This window comes from Shewanella amazonensis SB2B (assembly GCF_000015245.1).
GTDB classification, from domain to species: Bacteria; Pseudomonadota; Gammaproteobacteria; order Enterobacterales; family Shewanellaceae; genus Shewanella; species Shewanella amazonensis.
In genome coordinates this window covers 2,208,355-2,222,805 of the sequence record NC_008700.1, presented here as the reverse complement: position 1 = coordinate 2,222,805, position 14,451 = coordinate 2,208,355, and the positions used below count along the sequence as shown (strand labels likewise).

Annotated in this window: 12 protein-coding genes and 3 tRNA genes; 7 read left to right on the top strand and 8 right to left on the bottom strand. The window is 51.4% G+C overall.

The genetic code is table 11. The features are described from left to right. Positions 1 to 133 precede the first annotated feature (133 nt). The gene (queE, locus tag SAMA_RS09535; RefSeq protein WP_041409790.1) at positions 134 to 805 is read left to right on the top strand and encodes a 7-carboxy-7-deazaguanine synthase QueE; all 672 of its coding nucleotides are present in this window, start codon (positions 134 to 136) and stop codon (positions 803 to 805) included. A gap of 75 nt (positions 806 to 880) precedes the next feature. Here the strand turns inward: queE and SAMA_RS09530 are convergent, their stop codons facing one another. The 4 genes from SAMA_RS09530 to SAMA_RS09515 all read right to left on the bottom strand — a co-directional run bounded on the left by SAMA_RS09530 (position 881) and on the right by SAMA_RS09515 (position 2,426). Then, a complete protein-coding gene (locus SAMA_RS09530) occupies positions 881 to 1,951 on the bottom strand; it encodes a PLP-dependent cysteine synthase family protein (RefSeq protein WP_011759937.1) in 1,071 nt (356 codons plus the stop codon). 156 nt (positions 1,952 to 2,107) lie between these two features. Next, positions 2,108 to 2,192: transfer RNA gene (locus SAMA_RS09525), tRNA-Tyr, on the bottom strand. Positions 2,193 to 2,219: 27 nt separating this feature from the next. Next, a tRNA-Tyr gene (locus tag SAMA_RS09520) sits at positions 2,220 to 2,304 on the bottom strand. Between the two features lie 37 nt (positions 2,305 to 2,341). Further along, positions 2,342 to 2,426: transfer RNA gene (locus tag SAMA_RS09515), tRNA-Tyr, on the bottom strand. 125 nt (positions 2,427 to 2,551) lie between these two features. Here SAMA_RS09515 and SAMA_RS09510 point away from each other — a divergent pair. The 3 genes from SAMA_RS09510 to SAMA_RS09500 all read left to right on the top strand — a co-directional run bounded on the left by SAMA_RS09510 (position 2,552) and on the right by SAMA_RS09500 (position 5,759). Beyond that, positions 2,552 to 3,064, top strand: a complete 513-nt coding sequence (locus tag SAMA_RS09510; protein ID WP_011759936.1) for a VC2046/SO_2500 family protein — start codon at positions 2,552 to 2,554, stop codon at positions 3,062 to 3,064. A gap of 94 nt (positions 3,065 to 3,158) precedes the next feature. Beyond that, entirely contained in the window at positions 3,159 to 3,446 is a 288-nt protein-coding gene (locus tag SAMA_RS09505; protein ID WP_011759935.1) for a DUF406 family protein, read from the top strand. Between the two features lie 135 nt (positions 3,447 to 3,581). Further along, positions 3,582 to 5,759, top strand: coding sequence for a putative bifunctional diguanylate cyclase/phosphodiesterase (locus tag SAMA_RS09500; protein WP_011759934.1), 2,178 nt, complete (start codon positions 3,582 to 3,584; stop codon positions 5,757 to 5,759). A gap of 35 nt (positions 5,760 to 5,794) precedes the next feature. On the opposite strand, the gene SAMA_RS09495 is transcribed toward SAMA_RS09500, so the two are convergent. Both SAMA_RS09495 and SAMA_RS09490 read right to left on the bottom strand, forming a co-directional pair. Continuing rightward, positions 5,795 to 6,256, bottom strand: a complete 462-nt coding sequence (locus SAMA_RS09495; RefSeq protein ID WP_011759933.1) for a YchJ family protein — start codon at positions 6,254 to 6,256, stop codon at positions 5,795 to 5,797. 30 nt (positions 6,257 to 6,286) lie between these two features. After that, entirely contained in the window at positions 6,287 to 6,850 is a 564-nt protein-coding gene (locus SAMA_RS09490; RefSeq protein WP_011759932.1) for a YybH family protein, read from the bottom strand. A gap of 111 nt (positions 6,851 to 6,961) precedes the next feature. Here SAMA_RS09490 and SAMA_RS09485 point away from each other — a divergent pair, with 111 nt between their 5' ends. Further along, a complete protein-coding gene (locus SAMA_RS09485; RefSeq protein ID WP_049757880.1) occupies positions 6,962 to 7,549 on the top strand; it encodes a Smr/MutS family protein in 588 nt (195 codons plus the stop codon). A 208-nt stretch (positions 7,550 to 7,757) separates the two neighbouring features. On the opposite strand, the gene SAMA_RS09480 is transcribed toward SAMA_RS09485, so the two are convergent. Beyond that, a complete protein-coding gene (locus SAMA_RS09480) occupies positions 7,758 to 9,650 on the bottom strand; it encodes a M2 family metallopeptidase (RefSeq protein WP_041409788.1) in 1,893 nt (630 codons plus the stop codon). 176 nt (positions 9,651 to 9,826) lie between these two features. On the opposite strand from SAMA_RS09480, the gene SAMA_RS09475 reads away from it, so the two are divergent. Next, positions 9,827 to 10,468: a TetR/AcrR family transcriptional regulator gene (locus SAMA_RS09475; protein ID WP_041410314.1), complete on the top strand. Its 642-nt coding sequence runs from the start codon at positions 9,827 to 9,829 to the stop codon at positions 10,466 to 10,468. Positions 10,469 to 10,482: 14 nt separating this feature from the next. Next, positions 10,483 to 12,762, top strand: coding sequence for an acyl-CoA dehydrogenase (locus SAMA_RS09470; protein ID WP_011759928.1), 2,280 nt, complete (start codon positions 10,483 to 10,485; stop codon positions 12,760 to 12,762). A gap of 213 nt (positions 12,763 to 12,975) precedes the next feature. On the opposite strand, the gene pyk is transcribed toward SAMA_RS09470, so the two are convergent. Next, a complete protein-coding gene (pyk, locus tag SAMA_RS09465) occupies positions 12,976 to 14,415 on the bottom strand; it encodes a pyruvate kinase (RefSeq protein WP_011759927.1) in 1,440 nt (479 codons plus the stop codon). Positions 14,416 to 14,451 lie beyond the last annotated feature (36 nt).

Here is a 14,451-nt window from a genome sequence, read left to right as displayed (position 1 = left end):
TGCATCAAAGTAGCTGGTTTCCGGCGCGTGAAAGTTCCCTTGAATCTGCGGCTGAAATCTTCTATAACAGCCGGCCGAATTGAATGTCAGTCGTTGCCCAGCCATGGCAACGACACCAACTGAGCGAGTCCTGATGACCGAGTATCCCATCAACGAAGTCTTTGAAACCATTCAGGGTGAAGGCAGCCATACGGGTCTGCCCGCTATCTTCGTGCGCCTGCAGGGCTGCCCGGTAGCCTGTCCCTGGTGCGATACCGCCCAAACCTGGGATGTACTCGAGCAAAGTAAAGTGGCGCCAGCGGATGTCATTCAGGTGGACGGCAGCATAGGCCGCTGGGCTATGCATTCTGCCTCATCTTTGGTTGCTGCATTTAATCAAAAGGGCTTTACCGCCAAATTGGTTGTGATCACCGGCGGCGAGCCCTGTATGCACGATTTAACCGATTTGACCCAAGGCTTTGAAGCAGAGGGATTTCATTGCCAGATAGAAACAAGCGGGACCTTTGAGGTGCACTGCTCCGACCGCACCTATGTGACTGTATCGCCCAAGATCAATATGAAAGGTGGCTACCCGGTGCTGAAACAGGCCCTCGTTCGCGCCAATGAAATCAAACATCCGGTGGCCACAGATGCGCATATCGATGAGCTCGATGCGCTGCTCGAAGGCATAGATACCAGCGGCAAAACCATTTGTTTGCAGCCTATCAGCCAAAAGCCCCGCGCCACCGAGCTTGCCATGAAAACCTGCATTGCACGTAATTGGCGTCTGTCTATTCAAACCCACAAGTATTTGAATATCGATTAATTTGGTAAATCGCTCATTTCGGTCGTGCCAATAAAAAAGCTCCCGAGGGAGCTTTTTTATTGGGGCATCAGGAACTCACAGCTTGCCACTTTCACTGAAGGCGGCAAGCGCCGTACTTGCTGCCGTGATATCGCCAATGTGCGAACTTACCCAGTCGCTGTTGTAGTAGGTATCCAGATACCGTTCGCCCGGATCGCAGATAAGCGTAACGATACTGCCGGTTTCGCCGCGGGCCTTCATTTGGGAAGCCAGTTTCAGTGCGCCATAGAGGTTAGTGCCTGTAGAGGGGCCGGTTTTACGGCCGATTAAGGCTTCGAGCCAATACATGGTGGCGATGGAGTCCACATCCGCGACTTTAAGCATCTCATCCACCACGCCTGGAATAAAGGAAGGCTCCACCCTGGGGCGACCAATGCCTTCAATACAGCTGCCTTTTTCACAGGTAATACCGGCGTCACCGGTTTTGAAGTAGTCGTAAAACACCGAGTGCTGCGGGTCGACCACCAGCAATTTAGTGGCGAGGCGCTGATAGCGGATATAGCGACCTATGGTCGCCGAGGTGCCACCGGTGCCGGGACTCATCACAATCCAGCTGGGGATGGGATGGGGTTCGCGCTCCATCTGGCCAAAAATAGCGTTGGCAATGTTGTTGTTGCCGCGCCAGTCGGTGGCCCGTTCGGCGTAGGTGAACTGATCCATGTAGTGGCCACCCAGTTCTTTGGCGAGTTTCTCTGACTCGGCGTAAATCTCGCTGGAATGTTCAACAAAATGGCAACGTCCGCCGTAAAACTCAATTTGTTCGATTTTGCGCTTGGCGGTGCTCTTTGGCATCACCGCAATAAAGGGTAAACCGAGCAGGCGGGCAAAATAGGCCTCAGACACCGCAGTGCTGCCGGATGAGGACTCGATGACCGACGTACCTTCTTTAATCCAGCCATTGCAAAGTGCGTACAGAAACAATGAACGGGCCAGACGATGTTTGAGGCTACCGGTGGGGTGGGTGCTTTCGTCTTTTAAATAGATATCGATGCCGTCGAGCATCGGTAATTCGAGCTTAATCAGGTGGGTGTCGGCGCTGCGCTGAAAGTCGGCTTCAATTTTGCCGATGGCATTGGCTACCCAATTAGTGCAAATGGGGAGGCTCATGGGGAGTCCTGTGTTTTGCAATACGAGCTTGGATAATATGAAAAATCAACAGGATTTCACAGCGTCAGGATCAAAACTGACAGAGATTATTGCATTTGGAGATTAAAGACTTGCGAGGTGAGTTACAACAGATTCTGCCGGCCAAGGCAAAGAAGATGGTGGAGGGAGAAGGATTCGAACCTTCGAAGGCGGAGCCGTCAGATTTACAGTCTGATCCCTTTGGCCACTCGGGAACCCCTCCATCATGGCGTAAAGTGAAAGAAACAAGTGGTGGAGGGAGAAGGATTCGAACCTTCGAAGGCGGAGCCGTCAGATTTACAGTCTGATCCCTTTGGCCACTCGGGAACCCCTCCACGAGTTTCTTGCTTTACATTTTTTGCGTTGCTGAAGTGGTGGAGGGAGAAGGATTCGAACCTTCGAAGGCGGAGCCGTCAGATTTACAGTCTGATCCCTTTGGCCACTCGGGAACCCCTCCTCATCAGCGGCGGCCATAGTAAGCAGAATCGATAGTCATGTAAAGGCTAAATTTGCAAAAAAGGCTAAAGTTAGGCGCCGATTGGTCGATTAAATGACAACGACCTGTTTTTGTGATGTTTTTTTATGCAGATTGCTGCTGGTTTAGTCAATGAAAGTCAAGTAGGAGACCGCCTTGCCCGTGCTGTTGAAGAGGGGCGCAGGGGCGATTTTGGCTTGATATTGGCAATGTTGTCCCAGGATGCCCGTGATTTTGCAGAGTTTTGCTTATCCGGCGACGAATCGGTTGAGCAAAAGCTGCAAAAACATTTTGAGCTGCCACCCCAACAGCCTCTGGTCGCCAAACCCGGGGCTGAAGACTGTATGGATAACAGTGGTGTCTTCAGAACCTTTGGTAAAAAGGCATTTCATTTAAGTCAGGCACTCTTGCCCGAACCTGTCGTCATCCGCGGCGACCTTCCTGCTGATATGTTAATTGCGTTGAATAACTGCTCACACACTGTGCAGCGTCGCTACTATTCTGACGCGCGGCCGGCCTTACCCACACACCAACATTTTAACGACATCCTTGAAGCGCAGCGTGCACTCGGAAAACTGATGGAGCACGCAGACAATCGAAACCTGATGGCAATGGTTTGATGCAAGACAGGGTTTGATTTTGCAAATTTGCCTATAATTTTCTGTAGTTGCACTAATTTAACCTGAATATGTCTTCACGAAGGAGTTTGGCGTTATGAAAGCCATTGAAGCGAATCAAGCATCCAGCGTTAACGATACCTGTACCGACTGTGGCAGCTTTGTCGATATAGGTGCCGTAATAGCAGAAGAAGATACAGAACTGACCCTGGAGTTTTCAGGCAAGGATGCAGATACCAAAGCACGGCATTTGTGCGATTTGGCGGTAAAACGGTTTGCCAATGTCTCTGGGCAGATAGACCACACTGAAGCAGGAGTTTGCCTCAGAATTACCTTTGATGTGGCCGCGGAAAAAATGATTTTTCAATTGGAACAGGGACTGTGAAAATTTAATTGTACGCGCTGTTGCTACAAACTAATCAGCTGATGTACAGTCGAAAACCAATAAAAAATAACAATAATTTAGAATAGGGCGCACAGACGTCCGTCATTTCCCGCACCCTGGGATTTAGGGAACTGAGTGAAAAGGCGTAAATATCAATTTCTGGTCGATCAAATAGTTCACTCTGCTGCCAAGCAGCAAGGTGACTTCGAAAAAACCGCCGAACTGGCTACCGAGCTCCTGTGTCAAACACTGGGGCTTTGTGACGCCAGCGTGTGGGCGTTTGATGCACTGCTCTCCAGCCAATATCAGGTTGCACACTTCGGCAAACACCGACTGGAACCCAGTGCCAGGCGCCCTGCTCAAATCAGCGATTGTCCACGTTATTTGAAAGAACTTGAAAGCAGACGCCATATCGATGCTTTTGATGTGGCCAATGACCCAAGACTCGTTGAGTTGGCGTCCTGCTACTTTACTCCCAATGGCGTCCATTCTGCCCTCGAAGTGGCTATCCGGATAAACGGTCACATTGAAGGTGTACTGAGCCTTGAGCGCAGCATAGGTGCGCGCTGGAGCGACAGCGAGCTTCATATCGCAAGCCAGGTGGCAGATCAGCTGGCATTGGCGCTGGCGACCCGTCATACCTACGACAAAGAAGAAAAGCTCTCACTGTTTAAGAGTGCAGTGGAACAGTCTGAGCAGGTGTTCATGCTGATTAACCTGCACACCGAAACCGTCGAATACGTCAATAAGGCACACGGTGACATTACCGGTGTACCAAGAGAAAAGGTTATTGGCCGCTCTCTAAGGCAACTGGACTTTTTCACTCAGCACCCACGGCTGGCAGAAGAAGTACTCGGACGGGTGTTTCGTGGTCTCAGCGCCAAGGGAGAGGTTAAGCTCAAGCGCTATGATGGTCGCGACTACTGGCTGAATTATCAGGCAAGTCAGTTTGTTACCGAGCGTGGTAATTATTATGTGCTGGTCACTTGTGAAGATAATTCCGAGCAGCACAACTACCAACAGGAGCTAGAGCGCCTTGCCTGGCGGTGTTCGTTAACCGGGCTCTACAACCGCCTCCATTTCAATCGGGTACTCGACCGCACTCAGCAGGGGCAATTGCTACTGGTAGATTTGGTCGGTTTTAAACGCTTCAACGATACCTATGGTCATGAGCAGGGCGATGCGCTGCTGATGGAGATTGCGCGGCGTTTGAGGCATTTCTCTGACATCAATAAGGCGACAGAAATTGCCCGGGTCGGCAGCGATGAATTTGCTATTTTGCTGCTTGGCGAAAAACTCAGTGCCGAAGTCGAATTTATCAGCAATCGCCTTTATCAACATCTTTCAGCACCGGTGCAGATAGGCAGGGAACAGGTTGATCCCAAACCGGCGCTGGCCATTGTCGATATCGCCTCGGTCAGCAATCTGATTGCGCCGCTCACCTGTGCCGACATTGCCGTGCAATATGCCAAGAAGAAGCAGGGTGCTGCGATTCAAATATTCAATAACACGCTGCTCAGCGCCTTTAAAGACGATGCGCAGATTGAGCGTGACTTACACTCGGCCATTCGAGGACGGCAATTTGAGCTTTATTATCAGCCGCTGCGCGATCTGCAAAACGATCGCTACACAGGTGCAGAGGCTCTTATCCGCTGGCACCACCCTAAAAAAGGTGTGCTTTATCCCGGGGCGTTTATTGATATCGCCGAGCAATCGGGACTGATTACTGCCATCGGCAGTTGGGTGCTGGAAGCGGCTTGTCGGCAGCTCAACTTATGGCAGCATCACAATCTGGACATCTCCATGCACGTGAACGTGTCCGCGAGGCAGTTTTTCAGCGGTAATCTCTATGAGCAGGTATGGCAGTTGCTTACCCGTTATCGCCTCAAGCCCAAGACGCTGATTTTGGAAATTACTGAAACCGAGTTGATGGAAGATATCCGTTATGCCACCAACCTGTGTCAGGAACTCGCTGAACTCGGGGTGGGGCTTGCCATTGATGACTTTGGTACCGGTTACAGCTCAATGCGGTATTTAAAACAGTTTCCCATCAGTAAGATTAAAATTGACCGCTCGTTTATCTCCGATCTCACTATCAGCCGGGAAAGTCAGGAAATTGTAAGCGCCATTATCGCCATGGCGAAGGCCTTGAATCTGTCACTGACCGCAGAAGGGGTCGAAACCCCGGAACAAGAGGCGTTTTTAGCGGCCAACCTTTGCCATCAGGCACAGGGCTTCCTCTATAGCCCGGCATTGCGTGAAGCAGAGTTCTCAAAATTTATCGGTCAGGACCGGCTCATTACCGTGCATTAAAAAAGCGCCCATGGGCGCTTTTGTCATTTTTAAAGCTACTGACTTCTCAAACAACAGTGTTTGAGCTTTTTACCGCTGCCACATACACAGGTGTCATTCCTTCCGGGAAGCTTAGGTGCATACTGCTTTCCGTGGGTGTAGAACCATTTACCTTGCTCGAAAACGAATGATGAACGTTCACAAATGCCATCTAGCTTGCCGGCTTCAAGGTACCAGGCGGTGAAAAACACCTCTCCGCTGAGGGTATCACTTTTACTTTCGTGTACAGTGAGACCTCGCCACTCTGGATGTGGGCCCTCGGCCAGCTGGGATTCGTTAAGCCCATGAAGATGGCCTGGATGATGGGTTGCAATCAAATAGCCCCACAAGTTAAGCACGAACGCACTGTAGCGAGACCTCATCAAGGATTCCGGCGTTTGGGCGTGCCTGTTGCCAGAGTGGAAGGGCTCGCAGCAGCTGTGATAGCTTGCGAGGCCGCAAGGGCAGGGAGTGGACATAATCTTACTACTCAGCTGTCAGATCAGAGGTTAGGGTTTTTTGGCAACATCGGGTGAGATGAACCTTTGTCCGAAATAGAGTTCACCCACAGGCTGTGTCTGGTAATAAAACCTGGGCTCTGAGCGGTTGCTGGAATCGATGGACAGGAGCCAATTGCCATCGGCTTGCTTTCTGGAGACAGTGACAAATTTGCCTGCGTATTCACTGACGGGTTCACCGGTGTCGCTGGCCGGATGGAATCGAATAAGGTAATAACCAACATCCGTCACTGAATCGCCTGCGCGACTGCGGTCTATCACCCGGAAATCCACTTCGATACGGGCATTTTTACTGCGGATTTTGCCGAAAAACTTTTCATAAACAGACACAATGGCATCGCGTCCGCGAATAATTTCTTTATCGTGACGCTCGGGTATATAGCAGGCACTCTCGGTGTATGCCTCGCCTATCAGGGCAGCATTCAGCTTGTCGAAGGCCTCAGAAAAGAGGTCATAGGTTTTATTGATGGCAATGTCATCTTTCGTTTGCGGGGCGTTGTTTGCCAAAACAGCAAACGAGAGCATCAGGCTCAACAATATCGGAAAAATTCTCATCTGTTTTACTTAAATAACGCTATTATGGGCCAAATATAATGTATGAGAGGCCGCAACCCAAGCGGCATATCTTTACAAAGTGTGTTACTTCCAGCGTTAGAGGATAGCAGCGTGCAGCGTGAAGAACTGGATTTATTCATGGCGGAAATGGCCGATGTGATCCCACTTAAAGAGGCTGACAGACACCATTTTCTGCAGAGTACCTGTGACGATGAGGCGGCGAAAATACGTCGAGAAGCCGCCGACAGCGACGAGCGACTTGAACTCTTGCCCATCCATCCCGCTGAGCTGACTCGGGTAAAAGGGGCTGAGGTCGTGAGTTTCAGCCGTGAAGGGGTGCAGGAGGCGGTATTAAAACAACTTCGACTGGGTCGCTATGAAGCAAAAGTCCGGCATGACTTCCGCGGTTTAAAGCTGAAAGAGGCGCGTGAGGTGCTGCTTGGCCTGATAGATTCTGCCCTTTTTAGAGGTGATCGGAACCTTTTGCTTATACCTGGAAAAGGTTCAGGTAATCAGCCGTTTGAAGCATTGATGAAATCAGCCCTTTGCACCTGGCTTAGCCGTCTTGAAGATGTCAGTGCCTATCACTCAGCAATAAAAGAAGAAGGGGGCGCAGGAGCCCTGTATGTGATGCTGCGTAAATCAGATGCCGCAAAGGTGCACAGTCGGGAGACCAATCGTAAAGGGGCCCGCCGCTGAGTTACCACTCCCGCAACAAGGCACCCATGCCGTAAGAAAATCAGGTCCCCAACGAACAGAAAGAATAGAAAGAATAGAAATAATAAAAAGCCCGGTTGTTACCGGGCTTTTTATGTTGACCAATGATGGTGCGGCTGACTGTCATTCCTGTGCTTAACCACCGAAAGGCAGCAGAGAAGTCTAGGTCAGCATCGGCTCACTTAATGTCTTACCAACCACACTGGCGATTGGCGTGGGTGTTTTGCTCGTCGAGCCAGGTTTTCAGCGGCGCAAAATAGTCGAGTACGGCGCTGGCGTCCATTTCCTGTTTTCCAGTCACCACGGCCAACGCTTCGGGCCAGGGCTTGCTCGAACCCATTTCCAGCATTTGATTGAGCTTGGCGCCGGCTTCCTGGTTGCCGTATATCGAGCAGCGATGCACCGGGCCCTGGTCACCGGCCACGTCGCACAGGGAACGGTGGAACTGGAATTGGAGAATGTGAGCCAGGAAGTAACGGGTGTAAGGGACATTGCCCGGCACGTGGTATTTTGCACCCGGGTCAAAATCGGCTTCTGATCGCGCAACAGGCGCCATCACACCCTGATACTTCAAGCGCAGATCCCACCATGCCTGGTTGTAGTTCGCAGGCGTGATTTCACCGCTGAATACCTTCCAGCGCCACTGGTCAATCATCAGACCAAAGGGCAGGAAAGCGACCTTGTCCAGGGCTTGTTTTAATAGCAGACCAATGTCTTTTGACGCATCGGGAACCGTATCCAGCAGACCAATCTGCTGCAGGTACTTGGGTGTGATGGACAGGGCGACCGTATCGCCAATGGCTTCATGGAAGCCATCGTTGGCGCTGTTTTTAAAGATAAAAGGCTGATTCTTATAAGCACGCTGGTAGAAGTTGTGGCCCAGCTCGTGGTGGATCACGGTAAAGTCTTCTGCGGTTTTCTGGATACACATCTTGATACGGATATCATCCGCGTTATCCAAATCCCAGGCAGAGGCGTGACAGACGACATCACGGTCTTTGGGCTGCACGAATAATGAACGGCTCCAGAAGGTATCGGGGAGCTTGTCAAAACCCAGTGAAGTAAAGAAGCTCTCGGCCTGCTGCACCATTTTGTGCTCATCGTAACCCTGTTTGGCAAGCAGGGCTGTCACGTCATAGCCTGGGTCAGCATCCTTTGGTGCAACGAGAGGGTAAATGGTGCCCCACTGCTGGGCCCACATGTTACCCAGGAGATGTGCCGGGATTGGACCGGTTCTTGGCACCACATCGTCGCCGTATTGCGCGTTGAGCTCACCACGCACATAACAATGCAGCGAATCATAAAGCGGTTTTACCTGACCCCAGAGGCGGTCAAGTTCGGTGGAAAATGCATCAGGCGCCATATCGTATTGACTGCGCCACAGCTCAGACAAATTGGCAAAGCCCAGGTCTTTGGCTCCTTCATTGGCAAGTACCACTTCGCGTTCGAACAGCGGACGCATGGGTTTGGCAATGTCACGCCAGCCAGCCCAGATTTCTTTTAAGAGTTCAGGGTCACGGGATTCGGCCATCAGGGCAGAGAGCTCTGGCTGGGTCAGGCAGCGACCATCGGCAAAGCAGTATTTGCCTTTGCCATAGAGGCCGTTGAGCTGGGCAACGATACCGGCCAGCTCGGCATTTTTTGCAGGATCGAGTGGCGAGGGCAGAACCAGTGCGCTTCTGAGCATATTGAGCTTACGGGCGTTCACGGCATCAAGCTCAACTTCCGCAAATTTGGCAGCTTCAGTGGCTAAACGTACCGACGTGGCGGTCACCTTTTCGTTAACTGCGGCCGATAAGGATGCTGTGTCTTCGGTGATAAAGTTACTGTATATCCACTCTGCACGGTTAGCCTCTAGAGACAGCGCGGCAAGCTCGGCTTCCGCCTGATTGATAAAATCAATCGCATCCTGGGTGGATACGTTAGAGGACACCGCAGTAACTGCAGCAACGTCTTTATTAACAGCAACTGAGTGCTGCTCGTCCTGACAGGCGCTGAGGCCGAGTGCAAGGGCTACACCCAAGGCCAATTTGGCGGGGCGTAACAATGTGTGAACCTTCGTTTGGGTCTTGGCTTGGGTCATCAGGTTGCATCCTTGTTATTATTGAACGGCGAAAGTCTAACGAGCACACACAAAAATTACTATGTGAATTCAAACTTAATTTCGGACAATGTAAACAGCTGTTCAGATTTCGTTTGACAAGGCACTGGCCTATGATTAATTTAAACGAGTGTTTTAAATTAATCATAGGTCACGGAATGGCGAATCGATCCGACACCAAAACCCGAATTCTTGACGCAGCGGAAAAGTTGTTCGCGGAGCGGGGGTTTTCAGAGACCTCCCTGAGGCTCATTACCAGTAAGGCTGAAGTGAACCTGGCCTCGGTCAACTACCATTTCGGCTCCAAAAAAGAGCTTATTCGTGCTGTGCTTGCCCGTTATCTCGACGTGTTTATGCCTGGCGCATCAACAGAGCTGACAAAGCTCGTTCAAAACAACGAAAACGCCTCACTTGAGACTATTTTCTCGGCGCTGGTGAGGCCGCTGTTGGACCTTAACAAGGTGCGAACAGAAGGCACCCGAATTTTTCTACAGTTACTTGGCCGTGGTTATATTGAAAGCCAGGGCCATTTACGCTGGTTTATTACTACTCATTATGGTGAGCACCTGGACCGTTTTGTTCAGGTCGTCAGCCAGAGCGCGCCTCACATTCCGCCAGCAGAGATGTTTTGGCGTCTACACTTCACCCTGGGAACAGTCGTCTTCACCATGGCCTCTTCCGATGCCCTGATGGAAATTGCTGAAGCCGACTTCAAAGAACAGAACGACATAGAGTCTGTTATCCGTAAAGTCATTCCCTATATGGCCGCCGGCGTTGCCGTCCCGGTCAGCAAGGCATAACAGGAGTAATTGCCATGACCATCTTGTTGTTATTGATAATCGCAGCGGTGATAGTGTTGTTCGCGGTGAAAGATTTACGGATGAAGTTTATCACTCAGCCGGTTTTTGCCTTTTTTAAACGTGTGTTGCCACCGCTTTCTGACACCGAACGTGAAGCCATGGAAGCCGGTGATGTGTGGTGGGAAGGTGAATTATTCCGCGGCAAACCCAATTGGGAAGCCCTGCACGCCTATGGCAAACCAACCTTGTCAGCTGAGGAAAAAGAGTTTCTCGATAATCAGGTAATGACCGCATTGTCGATGATTGACGATTTTGACATCGTTCATAACCGCAAAGACCTGCCACCCGAGCTGTGGGACTACTTCAAGAAAGAAGGCTTCTTCGCGCTTATTATTCCGAAAAAGTACGGTGGTAAAGGTTTCTCGGCCTATGCCAACTCCACCATTGTTGCCAAGCTGGCCAGTCGCAGTGTCAGCGCTGCGGTAACCGTGATGGTACCCAACTCGCTGGGGCCCGGTGAGCTTTTGACTCATTACGGTACCAAGGAGCAAAAAGATTTCTGGTTACCTTCGCTTGCCAAAGGCGAAGAAATTCCCTGTTTCGCCCTGACCGGACCTGAAGCGGGCTCTGATGCGGGCGCAATTCCCGATGTCGGCGTGGTCAAAAACGGCGAGTTTAATGGCAACGAGGTTCTTGGCGTCGAACTGACCTGGAACAAGCGCTATATTACCCTGGCGCCCGTTGCGACTGTGTTGGGTCTCGCGTTTCAAATGAAAGACCCTGATGGTCTGCTGGGAGATAAGAAACATATCGGCATTACCTGTGCGCTTATTCCAACCAGTCATCCCGGCGTTGAAATCGGTAATCGCCACAATCCACTGAACATGGCCTTTATGAATGGAACTACCCGGGGGGACAAAGTATTTATTCCGTTGGATTGGATAATCGGTGGGCCTCAGTATGCAGGTAAAGGCTGGCGTATGCTGGTTGAGTGCCTGTCGGCCGGTCGGGGTATTTCACTGCCTGCGCTGGCTACTGCCTCGGGTCATGTGACCACCAAAACCACCACTGCCTATAGTTATGTGCGTAAACAGTTCGGCATGTCCATCGGTCACTTTGAAGGTGTGCAGGAAGCGTTGGCCCGCATCATAGGTAACACCTATCAGTTGGAAGCAGCACGGCGTTTAACCACTACAGGAATTGATCTTAAAGTAAAACCCTCTGTGGTGACGGCCATTGCCAAATACCATATGACAGAGATGGGCAGGGCAGTGATGGACGATGCCATGGACATTCAGTCCGGTAAAGGCATCCAGCTGGGACCCAAAAACTATCTGGGTCATGCCTATATGGCCAATCCAATCTCTATTACGGTTGAAGGAGCCAATATCCTCACCCGTAGCCTGATGATCTTCGGGCAAGGCGCTACACGCTGCCATCCCTATGTGCTGGCTGAAATGGAAGCCGCCGGAATGGAAGACATAGATGCAGCCCTGGAGCGCTTTGACGATTTGCTGCTCGGACACATGGGTTACGCGACCCGCAATGCCTTGTCGAGTCTGTTTTCAGCGCTGACTGCCAGCCGTTTTGCCCAGTCGCCTGTAAGTGGGGATACCAAACGTTATTACCAACATATGGGCCGCATGTCGGCAGCGCTGGCCATTATGACTGATATGGCCATGCTTATCCTGGGTGGCGAACTCAAGCGCCGTGAAATGCTCTCTGCCCGTTTGGGTGATGTGTTGTCTGAGCTGTATCTGGCATCGGCTACGCTGAAGCTTTTTGAAGACAATGGCCGCCAACATGATGATTTGCCCACTGTACATTATGTGATGCAGACCCGTCTGATGAAGGCCGCGAAGGCACTGGAAGATGCACTGAGAAACTTTCCGCTGCGTCCGGTAGGTTGGCTCTTGCGCGCATTGGTGTTCCCACTCGGTAACCACTTCAAAGGCCCGTCTGACAAACTGGCTACTCAGGTCGTGGAGGCCATGCTTAAACCCGGCCCGGCCCGTGAGCGTCTGACGTTCCTGTGCCCATCATTCGATGGCGACAAGGGCGGTATTGCCGAAGTTGAAGAAGCCTTCCTGGCACAATACGAGTGTCGTAGCATATACAAAAAACTGCGTTCCGCTCAAAAAGAAGGCAAGTTGAAAGGCAAAGGCGTCAGTGCCGCATTGCTCAGTCAAGCGGTTGAACAAGGCGTTATCAGTCAGGAAGAGCACGATAAAGTACTGAAGGCTGACGAACTGCGCCTGGCCGCTGTCAATGTTGACGAGTTCAGTGCCTTGTAACAGGTAAAACAACCTGTGTTAGTTCAGCCATAGCAGGTTTAAATAGAAGAAAAGGGTACGCCAATGCGTACCTTTTTTATTGAGCCGAACTGTGGGTTTGGTCATGGTTGTGAGGAGTTCGGTGGCAGTTGGACAAAAGAATTCCCACAAGAATAGAAGGTAAAAAATAACCCGGCTTACGCCGGGTTATAAAGACAAGATGACCAACCGCCATTAGGGCAGAATAAGTACCTTGCAGGTGTTGGTACCACCGATGGTTTCCATGGCATCACCCTTGGTCATGAGCACCATATCACCACTGCCGAGGTAACCGGCAGCACGTACCGCTTCGAGCGCCTGGGCAGCAACTTCATCCGCTCTGAAGGATGTAGAGTCGAAATACACAGGCTGAACACCACGGTACAAAGCCATCTTAGCCAGAGTGGTTGAGTGACGCGACAGGGCAATGATGGGCAATGAGGAGCTGATACGGCTCATCAGCTGTGCAGTCGCTCCGGATTCAGTCAGGGCGATAATGGCTTTTACACCGTCCAGGTGGTTTGCTGCGTACATGGTTGAAAGCGCGATGGTTTCCTCAACCGACGTAAAACGCTCATCCATGCGGTGCTTGGACACTTTTACGCTGGGATGAGATTCTGCGCCCACACACACATTGGCCATGGCGCGTACGGTTTCTTCCGGGAAGTCACCGGCGGCGGTTTCGGCAGACAACATCACTGCATCAGTACCATCGAGCACTGCGTTTGCCACGTCCATCACTTCGGCGCGGGTTGGCATTGGGCTGGTAATCATCGACTCCATCATTTGAGTCGCAGTGATCACCACGCGGTTCAGCTGACGGGAGCGACTGATAAGCTTTTTCTGCACGGCTACCAGTGCTGCATCACCGATTTCCACGCCCAGGTCGCCACGGGCAACCATCACAGCGTCGGATGCCAGGATTACATCATCCATGGCTTCATCAGAGGCAACAGCTTCGGCACGTTCAACCTTGGCAACAATCATGGCATTGGAGCCGGCGGCTTTCGCCAGATCACGGGCATAGTTGAGGTCTGCACCGCTGCGAGGGAAAGACACAGCCAGGTAATCAACGTTAATGCGGGCTGCGGTGATGATATCGGCTTTGTCTTTTTCGGTCAGTGCCGCGGCAGACAAGCCACCACCTTTCTTGTTGATGCCCTTGTTGTTAGACAATGGACCGGCAACCGTCACAGTGGTAAACACCTTGCGACCTTCCACGCGTTCAACTTTCAGCTGAACACGACCGTCGTCGAGCATCAGGATATCGCCGATGCTGACGTCGTCCGGCAGCTCCTTATAGTCGATACCTACCTGGGTTTCGTCACCTTCGCCCTTGGCCAGCTCCGCATCCAGGATAAATTCCTGACCTAAGGCCAACTGTACTTTACGGTTGTCCTTAAAGGTGGATACACGGATTTTCGGCCCCTGAAGGTCACCAAGGATAGCAACATGCACGCCGAGCTCTTTGGCTATGGCACGGGTACGGGTTGCGCGCTCGAGATGATCTTCTGGTGAACCATGGGAGAAGTTAAGTCTGACTACGTTAGCACCAGCCGCAATGATGCGGCGCAGGTTATCGTCACGGTCTGTGGCTGGGCCAAGGGTAGTAACGATTTTGGTTCTGCGGAACATGAGTTACTCCGTTAAGTTTCAAGTTAATCTGAAGAC

Bases quoted from the DNA above. Each gene is read 5' to 3' on its own strand.
- SAMA_RS09510 (WP_011759936.1), top strand. From the start codon at position 2,552: ATGCAGATTGCTGCTGGTTTAGTCAATGAAAGTCAAGTAGGAGACCGC.
- SAMA_RS09480 (WP_041409788.1), bottom strand. From the start codon at position 9,650: ATGACCCAAGCCAAGACCCAAACGAAGGTTCACACATTGTTACGCCCC.
- SAMA_RS09490 (WP_011759932.1), bottom strand. From the start codon at position 6,850: ATGAGAATTTTTCCGATATTGTTGAGCCTGATGCTCTCGTTTGCTGTT.
- SAMA_RS09475 (WP_041410314.1), top strand. From the start codon at position 9,827: ATGGCGAATCGATCCGACACCAAAACCCGAATTCTTGACGCAGCGGAA.
- SAMA_RS09470 (WP_011759928.1), top strand. From the start codon at position 10,483: ATGACCATCTTGTTGTTATTGATAATCGCAGCGGTGATAGTGTTGTTC.
- pyk (WP_011759927.1), bottom strand. From the start codon at position 14,415: ATGTTCCGCAGAACCAAAATCGTTACTACCCTTGGCCCAGCCACAGAC.
- queE (WP_041409790.1), top strand. From the start codon at position 134: ATGACCGAGTATCCCATCAACGAAGTCTTTGAAACCATTCAGGGTGAA.
- SAMA_RS09505 (WP_011759935.1), top strand. From the start codon at position 3,159: ATGAAAGCCATTGAAGCGAATCAAGCATCCAGCGTTAACGATACCTGT.
- SAMA_RS09495 (WP_011759933.1), bottom strand. From the start codon at position 6,256: ATGTCCACTCCCTGCCCTTGCGGCCTCGCAAGCTATCACAGCTGCTGC.
- SAMA_RS09530 (WP_011759937.1), bottom strand. From the start codon at position 1,951: ATGAGCCTCCCCATTTGCACTAATTGGGTAGCCAATGCCATCGGCAAA.